Origin of the sequence: Microcoleus sp. T2B6 (genome assembly GCF_036700475.1) — a bacterium.
Lineage (GTDB): Bacteria > Cyanobacteriota > Cyanobacteriia > Cyanobacteriales > Microcoleaceae > Microcoleus.
This window is the reverse complement of sequence record NZ_JAUBOZ010000064.1, coordinates 24,391-44,639: the sequence shown is the minus strand read 5'-3', so window position 1 is coordinate 44,639 and position 20,249 is coordinate 24,391. Positions and strand designations below refer to the sequence as shown.

Annotated in this window: 13 protein-coding genes; 5 read left to right on the top strand and 8 right to left on the bottom strand. The window is 45.7% G+C overall.

Translation table 11 applies throughout. The features are described from left to right. Positions 1 to 79 precede the first annotated feature (79 nt). The 4 genes from QUA00_RS24120 to QUA00_RS24105 form a co-directional block, all read right to left on the bottom strand. Complete coding sequence (locus tag QUA00_RS24120) at positions 80 to 1,468, bottom strand: cytochrome P450 (RefSeq protein ID WP_333411354.1); 1,389 nt, start codon at positions 1,466 to 1,468, stop codon at positions 80 to 82. 83 nt (positions 1,469 to 1,551) lie between these two features. Continuing rightward, positions 1,552 to 2,049 (bottom strand): GNAT family N-acetyltransferase, encoded by a 498-nt coding sequence (locus QUA00_RS24115; RefSeq protein ID WP_333411353.1) that lies wholly within the window; start codon positions 2,047 to 2,049, stop codon positions 1,552 to 1,554. Positions 2,050 to 2,140: 91 nt separating this feature from the next. Continuing rightward, positions 2,141 to 2,737, bottom strand: coding sequence for a tRNA isopentenyl-2-thiomethyl-A-37 hydroxylase MiaE (locus QUA00_RS24110; protein WP_333140001.1), 597 nt, complete (start codon positions 2,735 to 2,737; stop codon positions 2,141 to 2,143). Positions 2,738 to 2,945: 208 nt separating this feature from the next. Further along, complete coding sequence (locus QUA00_RS24105; RefSeq protein ID WP_333411351.1) at positions 2,946 to 5,126, bottom strand: tetratricopeptide repeat protein; 2,181 nt, start codon at positions 5,124 to 5,126, stop codon at positions 2,946 to 2,948. Positions 5,127 to 5,225: 99 nt separating this feature from the next. Here QUA00_RS24105 and QUA00_RS24100 point away from each other — a divergent pair, with 99 nt between their 5' ends. Continuing rightward, positions 5,226 to 5,891 carry a glycosyl hydrolase 108 family protein gene (locus QUA00_RS24100; RefSeq protein ID WP_333140089.1) on the top strand — a complete coding sequence of 222 codons (666 nt, stop codon included), beginning with the start codon at positions 5,226 to 5,228 and terminating at the stop codon, positions 5,889 to 5,891. A gap of 230 nt (positions 5,892 to 6,121) precedes the next feature. Continuing rightward, positions 6,122 to 6,268, top strand: a complete 147-nt coding sequence (locus QUA00_RS24095; RefSeq protein ID WP_333411350.1) for a hypothetical protein — start codon at positions 6,122 to 6,124, stop codon at positions 6,266 to 6,268. 85 nt (positions 6,269 to 6,353) lie between these two features. Here QUA00_RS24095 and QUA00_RS24090 read toward each other — a convergent pair whose 3' ends face one another. Further along, complete coding sequence (locus tag QUA00_RS24090; RefSeq protein WP_333140006.1) at positions 6,354 to 6,890, bottom strand: GUN4 domain-containing protein; 537 nt, start codon at positions 6,888 to 6,890, stop codon at positions 6,354 to 6,356. Between the two features lie 101 nt (positions 6,891 to 6,991). Beyond that, on the bottom strand, positions 6,992 to 11,938 hold the full coding sequence (locus tag QUA00_RS24085) for an FG-GAP-like repeat-containing protein (protein WP_333411348.1): 4,947 nt from the start codon (positions 11,936 to 11,938) through the stop codon (positions 6,992 to 6,994). 300 nt (positions 11,939 to 12,238) lie between these two features. Between QUA00_RS24085 and QUA00_RS24080 the strand changes: the two genes are divergently transcribed. Together QUA00_RS24080 and QUA00_RS24075 are read left to right on the top strand one after the other, a co-directional pair. After that, positions 12,239 to 13,366, top strand: coding sequence for a serine/threonine-protein kinase (locus tag QUA00_RS24080; protein ID WP_333411346.1), 1,128 nt, complete (start codon positions 12,239 to 12,241; stop codon positions 13,364 to 13,366). 580 nt (positions 13,367 to 13,946) lie between these two features. After that, positions 13,947 to 17,453: a PAS domain S-box protein gene (locus tag QUA00_RS24075; RefSeq protein ID WP_333411345.1), complete on the top strand. Its 3,507-nt coding sequence runs from the start codon at positions 13,947 to 13,949 to the stop codon at positions 17,451 to 17,453. Between the two features lie 259 nt (positions 17,454 to 17,712). Here QUA00_RS24075 and QUA00_RS24070 read toward each other — a convergent pair whose 3' ends face one another. Next, on the bottom strand, positions 17,713 to 17,835 hold the full coding sequence (locus QUA00_RS24070) for a hypothetical protein (RefSeq protein WP_333109292.1): 123 nt from the start codon (positions 17,833 to 17,835) through the stop codon (positions 17,713 to 17,715). A gap of 91 nt (positions 17,836 to 17,926) precedes the next feature. Between QUA00_RS24070 and QUA00_RS24065 the strand changes: the two genes are divergently transcribed. Then, on the top strand, positions 17,927 to 19,195 hold the full coding sequence (locus tag QUA00_RS24065; RefSeq protein ID WP_333411344.1) for an FAD-dependent hydroxylase: 1,269 nt from the start codon (positions 17,927 to 17,929) through the stop codon (positions 19,193 to 19,195). 645 nt (positions 19,196 to 19,840) lie between these two features. On the opposite strand, the gene QUA00_RS24060 is transcribed toward QUA00_RS24065, so the two are convergent. After that, positions 19,841 to 20,188 carry a hypothetical protein gene (locus QUA00_RS24060; protein WP_333411343.1) on the bottom strand — a complete coding sequence of 116 codons (348 nt, stop codon included), beginning with the start codon at positions 20,186 to 20,188 and terminating at the stop codon, positions 19,841 to 19,843. Between the last annotated feature and the right edge of the window lie 61 nt (positions 20,189 to 20,249).

The window sequence follows — 20,249 nt, the reverse complement described above, 5'->3', positions numbered from 1 at the left end:
GTCCCGCCCGTCCTTTTTGGACGGGCGGGACGCCCATCCCACAAACTTGTGGAAGTTATTTAATTCTCATTCCTAAGATTCAAATCCTCGCCTTTACCACGAGAGGCACACCACCAGCGGGTGCCATTGTCAAACCGCGGCGCACTGGCAAAACCGGACGATTTTCTGCAAGTTCTAAAGAGTATCGTGACAGCACTTTCGCCAATACTAACTTCATTTCAAACATTGCGAATGCCGTGCCAATACAGCGGCGGTTCCCTCCTCCAAACGGCAAATATTCGTAAGGCGAAAATTGCCTTTCTAGAAAACGTTCGGGTTTAAAACGTTTTGGTTCCGGGTAAATATCCGGTCGGTGGTGAACCAAATAAATGCAGGTAGAAAGTACCATTCCTTTGGGAATATTATAACCCATTAACTGCATCGGAGCTTGCAGAAGGCGCGGAAATGCAAAAAATAGGATCGGATAAATCCGCAGCGTTTCGCAACAGACAGCATTCAAATACGGGAGTTTACTTATTTCCGTCGGCTCGCAATTTTCGACATCAATAGAATTGAGTTCTTGCAGCATTTTTTCACGGACTTCTGGGATGTAGTGAATCCAATACAAAGCCCAGGCTAAAGCTGTGGCTGTAGTTTCGTGTCCGGCGAATAAGATTGTCATTAATTCATCCCGCAATTCAACGTCGCTCATCGGCTTTCCTGCTTCATCACGAGCGGAAATTAACAAGCTCAGGATGTCTTCGCCCAATGGTTCAGACTGAGTTTTGCGAGCGCGGATTTCTTGATAAAGCAGTTCATCTAAACGCTGTCTTTGTCGCAGAAATCCTCCCCAAGGACTCCAAGCACCTAAATCTTTTTGCAACGACTTGATAAACAAAAAGGTAGCGCTTAATGGATTGCTAAACAGGCTGAACATATTAATCATTAGTTGCTGAATTTGCTGGTAGCGTTCTCCTTCGCTCAGCCCAAAAACAGCGTGTAAAATTACTTCCAAGGAAATCTCCTGCATAGTTGATTGCGCGATTACCGAGTTACCAGGAGTCCAATTATTAATTACTTTTTCGGTTGTATCGCGGATGATTTGTCCGTAAGCTTTCATCCGTTCACCGTGAAAAGGTGGCATTAAAAGTTTGCGCTGCTGCAAATGTCGATCGCCATCTAACAACAATAACGAATTCGAGCCTACTAAAGGTAGCGTTATCTGGTTTCCCGTACTGGATTCAAAGAGTTTGGAATCGGATGTAAAAATTTCTTGAATAGCTTGAGGATTGCTAATAATTACTTGCGGCGGAAAGTTGCTGAATTCGCTGGTAAAAAGGTCGCCGTAGCGTTGAGAATTACTATCTAAATAATACAGAGGATTTAAAATTCCCCGCACTGTCTGAACAAATCTAGCGTCTTTAGGGCCGTCTAGCAATTTGTTGGTAGCATGATTTTGAGAGTGAGAGTTTTCTGTGGTGATAGTCATGTGTTTTCCTCCTAGATTAATTTACTCAGTTTCAATCAACTGTTGATTGAAACTGAGTAAATTAATCATTGTTTTCACAAACCTTATTGTACTTTTTTTATACCTAGAGATTTTACGTAAACCCGATCGCACCTTTGCGTCTCCACACCAGTTGTCGGTAGATATCCGCTATTTTCGTACATTTTCACAGCTTCTTTGAGAATGCTAGCAGTTTCTATCCAAATTTCCTCAAAGCCGCGAGCTATAATTTTACTTTCCAATTCTTGCAGTAAAAATTTCCCCAAACCCTGTCCTCTTGCTGCTGGCAAAATATACATTTTGCGAATTTCCACAGCATTATTTCCGCGCTCAATCGGATAGTAAGCGGCTGTACCCACTATTTTATCCTGCCGTTCAACTACCCAAAATTCACCGCCTTGATTATGATAATGAAGTTCTACATCATAGACATCTCGATCGGCCCCGTGAGGTTCGCATTTTAAACCGTACTCTGCTAAAACATCTCTAATTAAATAGAACGCCTCAGCGCGATCGCGCGTTTCCCAGGAACGAATTAAAAAATCCAGATGTTGGGTTTTCATTGGTTGTTGCAACGTATATTTATTTTTTGACTTTAGCAACTGTAAAATTACTCATTTTTTGGGTTTTACAGTCTTTAAATGCACCTAGATTTTAACTGTGAATTCTCGGTTCGGGATGAAGACTTGCCAGCAACTCGCTCTCTACTAATGATAATTCCTCCAGCCTGTCAATCACAAGAGTGCGATCGAAATAAGTTGTTGCTAAAATCCAATATACACCGTAATGGCGAGCTTCCGAAGCCATCAAACTGCGGTAAAATTTAGCTAATTGGGCGTCGGGACAGCGATCGCCCAGCAGCCCCAACCGTTCGTGACTGCGCGCTTCTATCAAACCAGAAACCAACAAAGAATCCAAAAGTCTCTCCGGTTCCTGCTTGCGAATTTGGGCGGACAAACCGGCACCGTAGGGAGGTGCAGCCAAAGGGCCTAAAGCAATGCCGCGCTGTTCTAACCGCTGGTTGACTTGCTCGAAATGCTCTAATTCTTCGCGGGCGATCGCCGTTAGCATCCTCACCAATTTTTCGCGGGCTGGGTAGCGAAACATTAAATTTAACGCTACTCCCGCCGCTTTCCGCTCGCAGTGAGAATGGTCTAATAAGATTGTATCCAAATGGGCGATCGCCTGTTGCACCCAAGCTTCCGAAGTCGGCTGTTTCAAAAACTTAATAGTTGGCAGTGTTGAAGTCATTAGTCAGTAGTCATTAGTCAGTAGTCAGCAGTCAATCGATTTTAGATTTTAGATTTTAGATTTTAGATTTTAGATTCAAGCATTGACCCCACGGATAAAGTCGGGGGGCAAGTTTCATCGGATACAGGTTTTTTATTTCTGGACGGATGAATCACGTGGCGGGTATCCTGGATGCTTTCGGTCATTATCAGCAGTCACTAGCCAGCATTTATCCTATTTTACACAATTTTTCAAACACCGCATACATATCACCAGCAAACTTTTTCGGATTCCACAGCGGCGACAAATTGGCGGAATCTTTAGATTTCACCAACTGTGCTTTAATTGCATTTCTAAATTCACGTTCTTTGCCCAATTTTACACCCACTTCCACATATTCCGACCAAGACAAAGCCACGCCTGTTTCAATTCCCAAAGTCTGCAAAAACGAATAACCCATTCTCGACAAACATTGCTCTCCTGTGCGAGTCACCACCGGCAAATTAGACCACAAAGCCTCTAAAGTTTGAGTTCCTCCGTTGTAAGGATAAGAATCTAACAAAACATCTGCCAGCAAATAGATAATTCTGTGTTCTTCCTCAGTAGCAAACCTCGGCAAAAACTTAATTCGGTGCTTGCTCACTTTCTCAGCTTCGCAAGCTTGGTGATACGCACCCTCAAACACTGCTGCATCCCCTAAAGCTTTGTGAATTAAGATACTGTTCGGCACTTCTTTGAGAATCGCAATTTGTGCTTTTACCAACTCGCTATTGAATTTTCTGCCGGGACTGACGCACAGGTAAACTATCTGATCCAAGCCGATCCGATGCGACCTTCTCAATGCAACTGGATCGACTCCATATCTCTGAAAACCGGACACCGCTACAAAGGAATCAGGCATCCTAATTAGCTGTTCGTCATAATATTTTTCTTGCCCTGCTGGGTGCGAGTGCCCGTCTGTAAGAAAGTAATTTTCCGGCGATATGTAAGGGGCGTCAAATCCCAGCCAAGAAACACAAACTGGTGCGGGTTTTTGGTAGAGAATGTCAGCGTGAACTGGTACGCTGAGAGAATCTAAATCAACTAAAACGTCCAATTCATCTTGCTGAATTTGGTCGATAATTTCGGCAGAATTGGCAAGTCCGTTCGGGTAGGTTGTGGGAAAAGTCAGTTTGCCAAAACTTTCAAATTGCTGAGTGCGATCGTCAGGAATAATTCTTTCGGAAGCGTACAAATACACATGGGGTGTGATGTCAGACAATTCGCGAATGATGTCAGCGCTGCACCAACCTACAGAATGGCGGCTAAAGTGATTGGACAAAAAGCCGATTTTTAACGGGCTGGATGGGACACTTGGTTTGAAACTGTAATTGGCGGGTTGAGAAAAATTAGGTTTAATACATTGTTCGATATACTTTTGGGCAATTAATCTGTCAAGTTTTGAGTTGGCTGCCAAGTCATCTCGCAAATAGGGCGTGCTGAATAACAAGTTTGCATAAAGCGATTTAATTTCCACCGGGTTAGCGGTTTCTAAGTTGTGCTGCAAGTACGACTCTAGCTCTAAAAATCGATCGCCCGCAATTTGATTTAATCCCGACACTTGATAGGTGCTGATGAAGTAAATCGCGGTCATAATTGGATCGGTTTCGGCACACATTTGGCTGTATTGGTGTACGGCTTGCCGCGCGGCAGCTAAATTGCTAGTATCTATGAGGATGTCGCACAAATTTTGGTGAGCAGCAATAAAATCCGGTTTAATTTCTAGGGCTTTTTGAAGGTTGGGTATTGCATCTTTAAATTTGCCCTGGTGGCGCAAAACTCGGCCAATTTGACAGTATGCTTCGGCTAAATCGGGTTTGAATGCGATCGCCCGCTGCCATGCAGCCACCGCCTCATCTAACTTCCCTTGCCGCGCTAATTTATCTCCTAAATTTAAGTGAAAATCTACCTCAGCAAGGTGGGGATTGAGTTCGAGAGCTTTTTGCTCGTATGCTACCGCTGCATCCGGCTGCCCCTGCTGTTTCAGTGCCCCTGCCAAATTCCAGTAAGCAGCAGCCAAATTCGGTTTAAGTTCGATCGCCTTTTCATAATTGACAACCGCCTCCACCAAAAGCCCTTGTTTGTAGAGCATACTGCCCAAATTAGCATAAGCCTCAGCAAAATCGGGATTCAGAGCGATCGCCTCGGAATAAAACCGCATCGCTTCCTCAATTTGGCCGCTTGCTTGCTGCACATTGCCCATTGTCACGTAAGCCGCCGCCCAATCCGGTTGCAATTCCAGAGCTCGGCGACAAGCAGCGACGGCTGCTGCTAAATTGCCTTGAGAGTAATAGGTTTCTGCAGCCACTGTCAGCGATGCAGCATCTTCAAATTGGGGTGTTTCGGATTGGTTGCGAAAATCGGAATTCATTTTGCGGCCTATCTGTGCTATCAAGTTAAAGGTTGAATCTATATTATTTTGCAGAGTAGCAGTTTTAGCGGAATTACGGGCGATCGTCACAGAGAATTTATGAGCGACAAGCAAGCGACACAGCGCCAACATAACATCAAGTGGAAACCAAACCTCCTGCTGGGGATACTCTTGTTAACCTTAGCAATCCCCTTACCCTTTGCCCAAAAGACTTTCGCACAGCAGCAGCAGACAGCCAGCTTTCGGCAGAAATTATTTCAAACTGCTCTTTATTTCACCCTATATTTTGAGGGTGGATTCAGCAATCACCCTGCCGATAAGGGTGGCAGAACTTATCGGGGCGTCTTGCAAACGGAATACAACGCCTACCGCTACAGTCGTGGGCTTCCGCCCCTCGACGTGACGCAGATGTCGGAAGCAGAGCTCCTAGAAATTTATAAATATTACTGGGATTCGAGCCTTTCGGGCACGATGCAGCCGGCTTTGGCGATCGTCATGTTTGACACCGCCGTTAATTTCGGTATTAATAACTCAATTACCTTTCTTCAGCAAGCATTAGGATTGCCGCAAACGGGAGTTTTTGACCCGCGCACCAAGGAAGCGCTGAAAGGGGCAAATAACAAAAATACCGCACTGCAAATGATTAATGAACGAATTATTTACCGCTACAAAAGGGTGCAAGAAGATCCGACTCAGATGGCTTTTTTCCGGGGTTGGTTGAGTCGCGATTATAGTTTGTGGGGCTATGTAAATAAGATTAAGTAGTTGACAGTTGACAGTTGACAGTTGACAGTTGACAGTTGATTGTTATTTCTTATTCTATATTTGTGGAACAGACATCTTGCCTGTGTTCTATAAATGGCGTTGCTGATTTACGGTATGAATAAACTTTTCTCCAACGTTACAAAACTCACCATACTTGGCCCATAGCAATTGGGAAATTTTTAATTCATACCTGTATTCAGCAAAACCAGCTTTTTAAAAGAAGCAGAAGTATGAAAGCAAAAGAACGTAAAACGACCTCGCGCTTTAGATACCCGACTTCTTTAAGAAGTCGGGTATCTGAGTATTCTGTTTTTTTAGGTTTGTCTACTTATATCATTTCCGGTTACACCGGAATGATGTTGACGGTTGACGGTTGACGGTTGACGGTTGACGGTTGACAGTGAACAGTCAACAGTGAACAGTGAACTGGAATTTACTATTCCGATGCTAACGGATTTGATATTACTTGCCGCAATTAGCAAAAGTAGAGAACAAGTTATGACCTTGAACTTTCGACGCTTGCCATGTATTACGCCGATCGCCAAAAAAACTTGTATCTCTACCAACGTAGCTTTGCCAACCTAATGCAGCAACAGTTGGGTACTGAGCGGGAAAATCCCCTAGCAGAGGAATGTCTCGCGAGTCAAGTTTCCATCCTACCTTTCTGCTAAATTCTTTAATTTCTTCTTCGCAAGTTTGACAATTTAAACCCTTCCCCGTCTGTTGCCAAATCTCTAACTGCGGAGTGAAGCCGTATTTATTATTGCTGTGTTGCATCCACAATTGGTCGATCGCGCGGAGGTTAGGACAAGACGTGGGGTTGTTGCGGAGTATAGAGACGGTTTCGCGATCGGCGTCGTCCCATTTCTTAGCTTCTAATAAGGTTTGCAGTTGCCTGAATTCGCTGCTGGTTTCTTGGGCGCTAGCTGAAAAAGCTGGCTGCAAAACAGCAACAGATGCGGTGATGAATACTAGGGTCATTTTTCCAAATTTAAACATGATGCTCCTCCCAGTAAAAGTGATTTAACAAATGATTCGTTTTTAGTGCCTACCTCATTGAGAAGGGCAATCACAGGATTGCCCCTACGCTGGAGTTGGCTCTAAACCAACACAAAATCCGATTCAGTAATCGAACTATTCAACCCAGTGACTGTTGCCAAAAGTTGATTAGTTGAGGCCAATTTCAGCAGCGTTCCTCCCGCAGTTTGACTAATTTCTAACTGCTGGAAATTCAAACTGTTATCGATCGCAAATTTATCGATACCCACCTCAAAATCAAGCACCGTATCCGAGCCGCCACCTGGAGTTAACAAAAAGCGATCGATCCCGCTACCTCCTGTCAGAAAATCGTTGCCATTTTCGCCGCTGAAAAAATCATCTCCCAAACCGCCAAGCAAAGTATCATCTCCCTTGCCACCGTACAAACTGTCATTGTCGATACCGCCGTCCAAACTGTCAGCACCGCGGCCTCCAAATAGGATATCAGATCCACTGCCACCTGTCAGCATATCTAGTCCCCGGCCACCGTAAATGCTGTCATTACCGCTGCCACCATCGAGGGAATCACTAGCTTTTCTGGCACTGATAAAATCGTTACCGCTGCCGCCGATTAAAGTATCGCTATCATCAGTACCGACAAGATTTTTGCCCTCATCACCGAGAATTTCAGGAGAATTATTGACAAGTTCCACATCACCTTGTACAACCGGAACAGCAGGTTGAGAAGGTGCTGGATTACCTTGAATTTTGGCCGTTAAAAATTCGCCTGTATTTTCGGAAACTACCTGTGCGATTGGTTTTGTGCCAGCCGCCGCTTCTTCGAGGGCGATCGAACTTTCACCTAATGTCACCTTTTGGACTTTGGCAATTTCCGAGGGAATAAACTCAGGCAAAAAGTTAGATTTAACTTTATCCGTGCTTTGATTTGCCTCAGCCATTACCTTCGCAGCTTCCGGGGCAATTTGGGAAAGTTTTTCAGTGTTGAGATTGGTGTCAATTTCTTTGACCTTGGCAACAGATTGCTCGATAATGCTTTCTACCTGTGCCGCATCGCTCACATCCAGGGAACCACCGGATTTAATTTTACTGTTAATTGCCCCGACAACAGCTTTGACGATCGCAGCATTGTCCGCCGTAGATGCACCGTCTATGAGGCTGCTGGTTTGGGTGATGACGTTGTGGACTTTTGTCATGGCGACTAGAGTTTCAACGCCCCCAGGCTCATTTTTTGCTGTAGAGGCGATCGGATCTAAGTCGCTCAAGTCAACTCCCGCAGGAATAGACAGAGTAGATTTAACTTTTGACTCGGCTTCACTCTGCGTCATTCCCCCAGCCATCAAATCAGTTACCAAACTGGTTAACAAAGTGACAACATTAGCATCCGCAGGTGCAGAAAGAGGCATTTCCAGCGGCAAACCTGTCGCAGTATCCGTCCCGCCAAAAGCAACTAAATTGCCTTCATCTGCATCGATTTTCCCATTTGTATTTTTGTCGAAAGTCTCCAAGGGAATATCGAGCTGATATGCACCGTTAAAGTCAGTAGTAGTTGATGGTTCGTTACTATCTTTAATGCCATTTTTGTTAGCATCTAGGAAGATGGTTGCACCGGAGATGTAACCATCAATAACGTTGCCTATAATAACGCTCGTCTCAAGAAGAGGATCGTCATCGTCATTATTGTAAGCGGAAACAATTGATGTAGTTAACCCGGAGTAATTGGGATCGGCGCTAACAGCAGGGTCGGCAATAATAAGGTAATTTTGGTCTCCATCAAATACAAAATCATCAACGCCTCTTACACTCACCATCTGTATTGCATTCCAATTAGTAGAATTGAAGGTAACAGTTGGCCTGTCAATTACTCCTTCTCCCGCATTATTGGTACTAAAAGTAATACTCACATCAGCAGTAGGTGGGCTGTTGAGTTTGACAAAGAATCTGGCTGCGTCACCTGTTTCCCAAGTGACTAAGAATCCCAGTGGTACATTAATAATAATGTCTGGAGTTGCAAGTATCAGTGGGGGCGTCCCTAGTGTCGGCGTCACTGGCGTCACTGGTGTCGGCGTCACTTCTGCAGGCGTCGGCGTCACTTCTGCAGGCGTCGGGGTGACTGGCGTCGGCGTCACTGGCGTCGGGGTGACTGGCGTCACTGGTGTCGGCGTCACTGGCGTAACTGGCGTCGGCGTTGGTGTCGGCGTAACTGGCGTCGGCGTCGGTGTCGGCGTCGGTGTCGGTGTCGGCGTCGGTGTCGGCGTAGTGTCGTTATCGTCGATCGCCACTATCACCCCTGGCACCGAAATTTCGTTATACTTAGCATCAGTGCTGGTTGCAGTGTGAGTAATATTAGCGCTGTCTGTACCTTGGGCAACTGTATCGTCAACAGCTTTTACCGTAACGGTTTGAGCAACATTCCAATTATTTGGAGTGAAAGTCACAGGGGCGATCGGCTGAATCTGATTATTGGTTGTGAGATTGATGGTAACGGGGGCTGTTGGCTGCGACTTTAATTTGAGCTGGTAACTGCCATTCGCGCCGCCTTCTGTAACTTCCGTTTCGGTAAGACTAACAGAAACACCAGCAGTCTCATTGTCCTCATTAGTAATGCTAACATCCGCTACATTTCGGTTGTTATATTTCGGATCGGTACTAACAGTAGTACCCGTGACAATTGTGTAGTCAATATCACCATCACCAATGCGATCGTCAACCCCAGTTACTGTTACCTCTTGCGGTGTATTCCAGTTAATAGGAGTAAATGTTAAACTATTAGTCGAAACTGTTCCTTCGGCAACCTTGTCACTTTTCAAACCGATAGTCACGTTAGCAGTTGGTTTGGTATTCAGGACTATATCAAAGTTGGCAGTGTTCCCATCTTCGTCAGTAGTTAATCCCTCAGTCGAATTAACCGTAATTCCCGAAGTTTCATTGTCACTGTTGGTGACGGTGACATCATTAGGATTAAGGTTATTGTAATTAGGATCGGTGCTGACAGCAGCCGCCGTGACAATTTTGTAATCAATATTGCCATCAACTACCAAATCGTCAACACCAGTCACCGTTACTGTTTGCGGTTTATTGTAGTTAGCGGGAGTGAAAGTTAAGCTATTCGTCGAAACAGTTCCCTCCCCTGTATTGGAACTACTCAAGCCGATGGTAACGTCAGCAGTTGGTGCAGCCTTTAATTTGACCGTAAATTCTGCTTTGCCACCAGATTCTGTTGTTGATACCGCTTTTCGATTAACCCTAAAGCCGGCCAAATCATTATTTTTGATAGTAGTAGTAGCCGTTTCAGTGGTAATAGTTGGTGTTACCCCTGGATCTGTGGGATTTGACAGGGTGACAGCAATAGTTTCATCTGCTTCAATTATGGTGTCGGCTAACACATTGAGAGTAATCGTTTTCGATTTCTGACCCGCAGCAAAATCAATCTGACCAGTAGTAGCAGTTGCTCCAGAAGTGCCACCGATATTGTTGTAATCGCTGCTATTTGTAGCAGTTCCTCCTATTGCGTAATTTACACTGCTGGCAGCATTGATACCTCCACTGCGAGTCACGGTAAAAGTAACGGGAGTAGTGATAATGTTGCGTTCGGTCATACTGGCAGTATCAGTAGCAATGGCGTAAGCTATGGCATTAGTATCATTAGCTGCGATCGTCAATTTTGCTTGATTTGTTTTACCTGCAATCCCATCAGTAATCGTGCCAAAGTTGAAGACCGCTGTTTCGGCGTTTTCTGCGATATTGTCAGCTTTGATAGTGACAGCAACATTCTGAGTGAGAGTGTTAGTACCTGCACGGAATGTGACAGTGGCAGGTGAAAAAGTGTAGTCTGAATTTTGGGTGGCTGTGCTGCTAGAGTCAATTACGATCGGGACTGTCAAATCTTTGACGGGACTGCTGCTGATTGTCACCGGAATATCAACAACCCTATTCGCGTTTCCTTCTCTGCCGCTGTAGGTAGCAGCACCAAAATTCACTACAGGCGTATTGTTGTTGTTGAGCAAAACCGAGACGTTGCTAGATTCTTCAGTATCGTTTGTCGTAGTTAAGTCTGTCAGGCCATCAGCATTAAAGTCCCCAACAGCAATGATAAAGGGATATTCCCCAGCCGAAAAGTTGGCGGGCGCACCAAAACTGCCCGTACCATTTCCCAACAAAATGGAGATACCATCATCGTTCGTCACAGCTAAGTCTGACTTGTTATCGCTGTTAAAGTCCCCAACAGCAACGCTATTGGGAAAGTCCCCCGCATTAAAGTTAGTGGGAGCCCCAAAGCTGCCTTTCCCTGTCCCCAACAGGATTGATACGTTGTCAGATTCGTCAGATTCGGTGTTTGTTACAGCTAAATCTGGCTTGTTATCCCCATTGAAGTCCCCTGTGGCGAGCCCGATCGGATCGTTCCCCGCCTTAAATTTAGTAGGAGTCCCAAAGCTGCCTGTCCCTGTCCCCAACAGGATCGATACATTATCAGAAGAGTCTATGAAAGCTAAGTCGAGCTTGCCGTCAGCATTAAAGTCTTCCACGGCGAAAAACCGCGAATTCGACCCATTAACATTAAGGTTAGTAGGAGCCCCAAAGCTGCCTGTACCAGTTCCTAACAGGATCGATAGATTGTTATTGCCTATCGTAACTAAATCTAGCTTGCCGTCGCTGTTAAAGTCACCCGCAGCAACACCACGGCCAAAATCTGACTTCCCATCAGCTTCCCCCGTATCAAAGTTCGTGGGAGTGCCAAAGCTACCTGTGCCATTTCCCAACAGGATGGCTACTTGACCTACATCTGCGCTGTCCCTCTTTACAGAAGCTATGTCGAGGTTGCCGTCGCTGTTAAAGTCCCCTAATGCCAGACTTATGGGCGTAAAGCCGATGTTAAAGTTGTTGGCCGTGCCAAAGCTGCCAGTGCCTGTCCCCAACAGAATGGAGATGTTTTTAGTTACTTGATTCGCTGTGGCGATATCTGGCTTACCGTCTTTGTTAAAATCTGCTACAACAACGTCACTCGGCCCTTCGCCGACAGGGAAGCTGGTTGCGGTACTGAAGATAGACATGATGAATTTACCTATTAGTTGACAACAGTCGTTTCTGATGTTTGGAGTTGTAAAGCCGAATCTGCGAGACCCTAATTTGGCAATGTACTCTCTAGTTAAAAGTTGTATTTGAGATAGTACCAGTAACTACTTAAAACGTCAATTCATAAAATTCATAACCTAAAGTCATAAAAGTCATATTGGTAAAAATATATTTCAATAAGTAGACAATCTAGCAAATTTAAGAGAAATCATATATAACAGAAATCTATGGAGATAAAAATGCGTGGCTCCTGTACAAATCACTTAAAATATGAAACTATGACGGTAGAAGAAGCAATAATCTTTTTGGACAATCTGGTATACGAACAAACGGAAAAACACCTGAGTCGGTTGCAACAGTCGATAATTCGAGGCGTTGTAGGGGGTTTGACCTATCAAGAAATTCAGCAAAACGATCCGATCGCCCGCGGGTACACAGTGGGCTACCTGGGGCGGTATGTCGGCTACAACTTGTGGAAAGAACTGACAAAGGTACTGAGACAAGCAGAAATTCTCGGTCAAGAAGAAAGAGTAGTCGGAGCAAATCTTTGGGACTGTATCATGAGAGCTGTACAAGGCACACAACCCGCTAAATCTGTCGATCCGATCTTGCAAAAGCTGTTGCGGATGCGTTACCGAATCAGAGAACATTTGGTCAGCACCGAGTACAGCGATACGTATCTGGCTGAAGATGAAAATTTGCCCGATCGACCTTTGTGCCTCGTCAAGCGCCTCAAAAGCCAGTCTGAGAGAAGCAGCCATTTATTCGATCGAGAAACGCGCGTTTTATATCGATTGGGCCAACACGATCGGATACCAGAATTGTTAGCTCGCTTTGAAGAAGATGGATATTTTTATTTAGTCTATCAATTCATCGAAGGGCAACCCTTGTATCAAGAACTAATCGAAGGTCAACCCTGGCAAGAACATCAGGTTATCGCTTTGTTGAAAGATATCTTAGAAGTGCTTGTTTTTGTTCACAAACAAGATGTAATTCACCGCGACGTTCACCCTCAAAACTTAATCAGGCGGACATCAGATGGCAAGATTGTATTAATTGACTTTGGGGCAGTTAAAGAAATCAACACTTCACCAAACAGCATCGGTCAAACGAAATCGCGCGGCGGTACTCAGCAAGACTACATTCCTCCCGAACAAGCCATCGGTTCCCCGAAATTGTGCAGCGACATCTATGCTGTGGGGCTCATCGGGATTCAAGCCTTGACAGGAATGCGCCCGAAACAACTCAGAGTTGATAATTTAGGCAATCTCATCTGGCAGAAAAATGCAACTGTCACCCCGGAGTTGGCTCGCGTTTTAGACAAGATGGTGCTTTACCATTTCCCCCAGCGTTACCCGTCAGCAACCGAAGCTTTGGAAGCACTTCAAAAGTTGGGAGTTAGTTGACAGTTGTCAGTTGTCAGTTGACTGTTGACCGTTACCAAATCCCACTTTAATATCCCCCTCTTTAGTCCGCGCAGGCGGACTTTGTTTGTGTAGTAGCGGTTTCAACCGCCGAGTCTTATTGTTGTGCCGATCGCATTTCCCACACCCGCAGCACCCGGTTTACAATGCGAGTGATCTTATTGCCGATCGATTCATCCGCTACCATTACGCCTCGATGGACTGAGTAAAAACGCTCAGCCCGACCAATGAATCGGGCGCTAATTTCCAAGGAACAAGGAAAAAGGCTGAAGGAACAAGGAACAAGGCTGAAGAAACAAGGAACAAGGCTGAAGAAACAAGGAATTTTGTGTTTTAACTAACCAGCAAGAAAAATTATTGAATTCTGCCGAATGCCTTTTACATAAGAGCCTTCAACCTTCACTTGACTATCTCTCTAAAGTTAGATAAAATAATTCATATTTTATGCTTAGCAGTTTTAACCAAATCTTAGGCAGCTTTGTATAGCGGGCGACAATATACCTAAAGTCTTAATTGTTACCTTGGATACGTATAAACCCCAATAATTGGAGGGAGCGAGAAATTGGAAGTTTTTGAACGAGCACAACAACTGCAAACGCCCTCAACCCGAATGGCTGCTGTCCAGTCTTTTTCCAAAAAAGCGAGTATTGCAGTAATGGCGATCGGCTGTATAGTCATTTTGGGGTGGATATTCGATCTGCCACTCTTAAAAAGCATTCTGCCCGGACTCGTGACGATGAAAGCCAATACTGCGGTGTGCTTTATTTTGGGCGGGTTTTCTCTATTCATCCAACAGCGGCGGCGGCCAGAATTAACAGCAAGAAAGTATCAAAAAAAGCATAAATATTTAATTTTGGTATGTTCATTTTTAATTATATTAATTAGCCTATTAACCCTAGTTCAATATAGCTTTAATTTAGATTTAGGCATCGACCAACTGCTATTTAAAGAAAGTTACAGGTTGACAACCCCCGGAACACCAGGACGCATGGCACCGAATACTGCTGGTGCTTTTTTATTGCTGGGAATAGCGCTGCTGCTGCTGTCAGAACGTCGGCCTAAATACTTGCGGATTCAAATTTTAAGCTGTTGTGCATTTTTAATTGCCTTTATGGGTTTGATAGGCTATTTCTACGACAAAGCTTTATTTTACCAAATTGGCAAAAATACCGGCATGGCTTTGCACACTGCCGCAGCATTTATGTTGCTGAGCTTCGGTATTTTATTTGCCAGTCCTGAGCGAGGATTGATAGCAGTAATGACGAGCGATCGCGCGGGCGGCATCATGGCGCGGCGCTTGTTGCCACGGGCAATCATTATCCCGCCTTTAGTCGGTTATTTCATCCTATTGGGAGATCGGTTACAAGCCTACACGCCGGAGGTAGGGATATCGCTGTTAAGTGTATTGAACGTGATTATTTTTACAGTTCTGATTTGGCAGAATGCAAAAACTCTCTGCAGCGCAGACCGGAAGCGCTATCGAGCGGAACTGGGACTGAGGAAAGCTAAATTAGACTTAGAAAATCAAGTTGAGAAACGGACTCTCCAACTGCAAATCACCAACGAGCAATTGCAGCAGCAAATTTTCGACTCTCAAACAACAAAGCAGGCGCTTCAAAAAAACTATAACCTGTTGATGGCAGTCATCAACAGTACGCCCGCCGCCCTATTTGTCAAAGATATTCATGGCCGTTACCTAATGCTTAATGCTGCAGGAGCCAGTATAATTGGCAAGTCTGTAGATGACATTATCGGCAGAGATGACAGGGAGCTATTTCCGCCGGAAATTGCGGGCAATATTAGGAAAACCGATCGCCCAATTATGACAGCGGGAACAACGCAAGCGATCGAAGAAGAACTGCCAGTTAAAGGCAATTTGCGGATATTTCTTTCTACAAAAAGTGCTTACCGGGACGGGTTAGGAAAGATCAGCGGTATAGTTAGCATCGCGCGGGATATTACTGAGAGCAAACAAGCCGAAATCGCCAACAGAAGTCTGGCAGCAATTCTGGAAGCGACCCCGGATTTTGTAGGTATCTCCAACCTCGAAGGACGCGCGATTTACATCAACAAAGCAGGCAGAAAAATGGTGGGTATAGACGAAAACGAGGATATATCCAAGCGACAAGTTGCAGAATTCACGCCAGCGTCAGGCCGCAGCAATTTGAATCAAGCGATCGCCACCGCTATTTCCGAGGGCTTTTGGAGTGGAGAAACAGCCTTCGTGTCAGGAACGGGACTCGAAATTCCCATCAGCCAAGTTATCATCTCCCACTCCGCACCGGACGGCAAACTCGCATACATTTCGACGATCGCCCGCGACATCAGCGATCGCAAACAAGCTGAACAGGCGCTGCAACTGTCTCAAGCTCGTTTCGCCGGCATTTTAGAAATTGCCGAGGACGCGATTATTTCTGTGGATGCTGACCAAAAAATTATCCTGTTCAACCAAGGTGCAGAACGGATTTTTGGGTGGACGGCTGCGGAGGCGATCGGGCAATCCCTGAGCCTGCTGTTGCCCGAAGCTTTTGCCACGCATCATAGTCACCTCGTCAGCAATTTCGGCGGTGGCGTTAAACAAGCCCGAAAAATGGGCAACCGCAAAGAAATTTTCGCCCGCCGCCGAGATGGTACGGAATTTCCCGCCGAAGTTTCTATTTCCAAACTCGAAGTGGCAGGCGAAATCATATTCACAACTATTTTGCGCGACGTGACAGCCAGCCGCCAAGCCGAAGAATCTGTGCGTCTGAGCGAGGAAAGATACCGATCGCTGGCAATGGCCACCGCACAGATGGTTTGGACGACCAACGCTAGCGGAATCTTCGACAAGCCTCAGCCTGATTGGATAGCTTATACGGGCATGAGTTGGAAAGAGAAGGACAACTGGATAGAAGCAGTGCACCCAGAAGACCGCGATCGCACAATTCAAGCTTGGATGGGGGCCATAGAAACAAAAAGTCTCTACGAAGTCGAGCACCGCTTGCGGGCCGCAGACGGCAGCTACAGACACTTCTGGGTGCGGGGCGTCCCCCTTTTAGCAGCAGACGGCAGCATTCGCGAATGGGTGGGAACTCACACCGACATTAGCGATCGAGTCCAAGTTTTGGAAGCACTCAAGCAGTCCGAGGGACAGTATCGATCGCAAGCAGCCGAGCTCGAAAAAGCTGTCCAAGAGTTGCACCAAGCTCAAACTCAACTAATCCAAACCGAAAAAATCTCTTCTCTCGGCCAGCTAGTCGCCGGCGTCGCCCACGAAATTAACAATCCGATTAACTTCATCTACGGCAACATCACCCACGCCAACGAATACGCCACAGACTTGCTCGGTTTGCTCCACCTTTACCAGGAAAAATACCCAAATCCCGTCCCGGAAATTGTAGAAGCAGCCGAAGATATTGAAGTCGATTACTTAATGGAAGACTTTACGAAGATTTTGGAATCAATGAAAGTTGGAGCCGATCGCATCCGCGACTTAGTTGTATCCTTACGCAACTTTTCCAGACTCGACGAATCGCAGATGAAGCGAGTAGATATTCATGAAGGAATCGAAAGCACTTTGCTAATTTTGCAGCACCGGATTAAAGCTAATGTACTTCGTCCCGCTATTGAGATTATCAAAGAATACGGCAATTTTCCAAAAGTCGAGTGCTATGTAGGTCAGCTCAATCAAGTATTTATGAATCTTTTAGTAAATGCGATCGACGCCCTCGAAGAGTACAACAGCACTCATTCTTCAAAAGAAATATATGCTCGTCACAACCGAATTCGGATTAGCACAAGTGCGAATTCCGAGACAGTAACAATTCGGATTGCCGACAACGGCATGGGAATCAATCAAGAAGTTATTGGCAAGTTGTTCGACCCATTTTTTACTACTAAACCAGTCGGCAAAGGCACAGGCTTGGGGCTGTCAATCAGCTATCAGATTATAGTTGAAAAACACCGAGGCAAATTGCAGTGTATTTCCACGCCTGGGGAAGGTGCAGAGTTTGTCATCGAGATTCCCATTTGCCAAAAAGTATCGCCTCTAGTCACAGGAAATAATCAATTAGCAGCAGTTGGTAGTTAATTGTTAGTTGCGATCGGTGGCATCGGAATTAATATTACCCGAAATCAGGAAACGGCAGTGCCGTTTCCCTACAATTATATCATTCCGAAGCTAGCGGATTTGATATAACCGGGCGGTTGGAAACCGCGTCTACACAAACGATGTCCGCCTCCGCGGACGAAGAAATATCGAATTTGAGATAAATGTGCGATGGCTTACGCCCCGCTACGCTACGACTCTTCAACCCGCGGAGGCGGGTTTTGTCTGTGTAGACGCGGTTTCAACCGCCGGGGTTTTTGGGTTGATGGCCGATGGGATTTTTGGGTTGATGGGCGATCGAATTTGAGAGAAATGTGCGATGGGATTTGATATCATTCCGGCACAGCCAGAATTGATATGACATAAGCTCTGCCTCAAGATCGCCCCAAACTGCAATAATTCTTTACAATAAGATAGTAAATTTGCCGATCGACTTAAACAACATTCCTTAAAAAATGCCTGTAAACCAACTTTCTCCAACAACAGCCTCCACGCAAACACCGACACTCGACTTTGACATAGCCATCGTCGGAGGCGGCATAGTCGGGGCCACCTTAGCCAGCGCCTTAAAAGATTCTGGATTGAAAATCGCAATAATTGAAACCCAACTCCCCGCCGCCGCTGCAGCCAAAAAACAAGCCTATGCAATCACCCTGCTATCAGGAATGATCTTAGAAGGTATCGGCGTGTGGCAGCAAATCTTGCCGCAAATCACCACCTTCGAGCAAATTAGCCTCTGCGACGGCGACTATCCCGGTGTCGTCGAATTCCACCGCCCGGATTTGGGAAATACTGGCAAATTGCCCGTACCAAAAGCAGCTTTAGGTTACGTTGGCGAACACGGAGTCATGCTGTCAGCTTTGCAAGAATCTTTGGCAAAAAACCCGAATTTTAGTTGGGTTTGTCCGGCGGAAGTTGTCGAGGTAAAATATTTAACCGATTGCGCCGAAATAGAAGTCAAACAAAACGGCGAAACTCGGACAATTCGCACCAAATTATTAGTCGCCGCCGACGGTTCGCGATCGCGCATCCGCACCGAAGCCAACATCAGCACTCGCGGCTGGAAATACTGGCAATCCTGCGTTGCTATCACTATTAAAGCAGAAAAACCGCACAATGATATCGCTTTTGAGCGCTTTTGGCCGAGCGGCCCGATGGGAGTTTTACCATTACCTGGGAACCGCTGTCAAGTAGTTTGGACAGCACCCCACGCGGAAGCTAAAGCTTTGCAACAAATGGATGAACAAGAGTTTTTGACTTTGTTGGAACAGCGCACGGGCGGGCTTTTGGGGCGTTTGGAATTGGAGAGCGATCGCTTCTTGTTTCCGGTGCAGTTAATGCAGAGCGATCGCTACGTTTTGCCCAGATTAGCACTAATTGGCGACGCGGCCCACTGCTGCCATCCCGTCGGCGGCCAGGGATTAAATATGGGCATTCGAGACGCTGGGGCGATCGCCCAAATCTTGCAGCAAGCGCACCAAAAAGGCGAAGACATCGGCGATTTGCGAGTATTGAAACGGTATCACAACTGGCGCAAAAAAGAGAATTTAATCGTGTTAGGATTTACAGATTTTCTAGACAGATTATTTTCTAATACTTGGCTACCAATTGTAGCATTTCGCCGCTTTGGATTGTGGTGTTTGCGGACAATTCCCCCAGTGAGGTTTTTAGCCTTGCGCTTGATGACAGGCTTGATGGGGCGACCGCCAGAATTAGGCGCTTAGTAAAAATTAAAGAAACCGGGTTTTTTCCTGTGTTGCTTGTACTCTAGCGGTGTTGCCACAACCGCCAGGGGTTGAAACCCCTGGCTAATAGCGAAAGTCGGTTGAAACTGAGATGTTGCACCATTCTCAATTAGCCGTAGGGGCGGGTTCGCCAACAGCCTTAAAGCTTGCAAATAGGTTCTATAAACCCGCCCGACCCCACGAAAAATCCTCTTATTGAGATTGCTGCCAGATGTCAGTTGAAACCGACTGAAAATCCGAGATAAAAATGAAAAACTCTTTAGTCCTCATAGCGAGGACTTTTGCTATGAGACAGGGGTTTCAACGGGAGCATCTCATATTTGTAAAAACACTTCTTCTGGCTCCTTCCTTCTTCCTTCTTCCTTCTTCCTCTTTTCTCCTGGCTCCTGACTCCTGACTCCTAACTCGAATTTCTAGCGGAGGGCGGCTTTCATTGAGATGCTCTCGTTTCAACCCCTGGCGGACTATCGGGCTAACCGAGGTTTCTGGCCACTCGCGCACGATCGAAGAAACCGGGTTTTTTCCTGAATATTTGCACTGTTACGAAGTATGCTGGCAAAAACCCGGTTTCTGGGCGATCGCACATCTAAGAAACCGGGTTTTTCCCCAAATTTTTGCACTTTTTTAAGCTGAAATATGGGGTTTCCATTGGTTGCGGATAGCTTGTACTAACAGCCCTTCGCCGTTCCGCACTATTCCCCGGCGGCGATTTTCCTCAACTACAGCGATCGCATCTCTAACTACTTCAACATTGTTACTTAGGATAAAAGTCTCTAGCCAAGGGTTAATATGAAATCCAGCCCTTTTCACTTCCTCCAAAATTGTATTAGACATAACTGTAAAAGTCGATGGTAGAGCTTTCGGAGAAGTGGGGACAGTTTCAGCTAATGCCAGCAGGCGATCTAGATGTGCTATGCCATAAGCATCAGCAAATTCTTTAGCTGTCTGGATGTACTCAATTAGTTGTGTCATGTTTATCTCCTGAGTTTTTCAAAGTTTGCGGTGGAAGGCTTACCACTAAATAACAGCTTAT

What these genes read in the sequence shown, in the direction of transcription:
- QUA00_RS24120 (WP_333411354.1), bottom strand. Translation starts at nt 1,468, where the DNA reads ATGACTATCACCACAGAAAACTCTCACTCTCAAAATCATGCTACCAAC.
- QUA00_RS24115 (WP_333411353.1), bottom strand. Translation starts at nt 2,049, where the DNA reads ATGAAAACCCAACATCTGGATTTTTTAATTCGTTCCTGGGAAACGCGC.
- QUA00_RS24110 (WP_333140001.1), bottom strand. Translation starts at nt 2,737, where the DNA reads ATGACTTCAACACTGCCAACTATTAAGTTTTTGAAACAGCCGACTTCG.
- QUA00_RS24105 (WP_333411351.1), bottom strand. Translation starts at nt 5,126, where the DNA reads ATGAATTCCGATTTTCGCAACCAATCCGAAACACCCCAATTTGAAGAT.
- QUA00_RS24100 (WP_333140089.1), top strand. Translation starts at nt 5,226, where the DNA reads ATGAGCGACAAGCAAGCGACACAGCGCCAACATAACATCAAGTGGAAA.
- QUA00_RS24095 (WP_333411350.1), top strand. Translation starts at nt 6,122, where the DNA reads ATGAAAGCAAAAGAACGTAAAACGACCTCGCGCTTTAGATACCCGACT.
- QUA00_RS24090 (WP_333140006.1), bottom strand. Translation starts at nt 6,890, where the DNA reads ATGTTTAAATTTGGAAAAATGACCCTAGTATTCATCACCGCATCTGTT.
- QUA00_RS24085 (WP_333411348.1), bottom strand. Translation starts at nt 11,938, where the DNA reads ATGTCTATCTTCAGTACCGCAACCAGCTTCCCTGTCGGCGAAGGGCCG.
- QUA00_RS24080 (WP_333411346.1), top strand. Translation starts at nt 12,239, where the DNA reads ATGACGGTAGAAGAAGCAATAATCTTTTTGGACAATCTGGTATACGAA.
- QUA00_RS24070 (WP_333109292.1), bottom strand. Translation starts at nt 17,835, where the DNA reads ATGTCATATCAATTCTGGCTGTGCCGGAATGATATCAAATCCCATCGC.
- QUA00_RS24065 (WP_333411344.1), top strand. Translation starts at nt 17,927, where the DNA reads ATGCCTGTAAACCAACTTTCTCCAACAACAGCCTCCACGCAAACACCG.
- QUA00_RS24060 (WP_333411343.1), bottom strand. Translation starts at nt 20,188, where the DNA reads ATGACACAACTAATTGAGTACATCCAGACAGCTAAAGAATTTGCTGAT.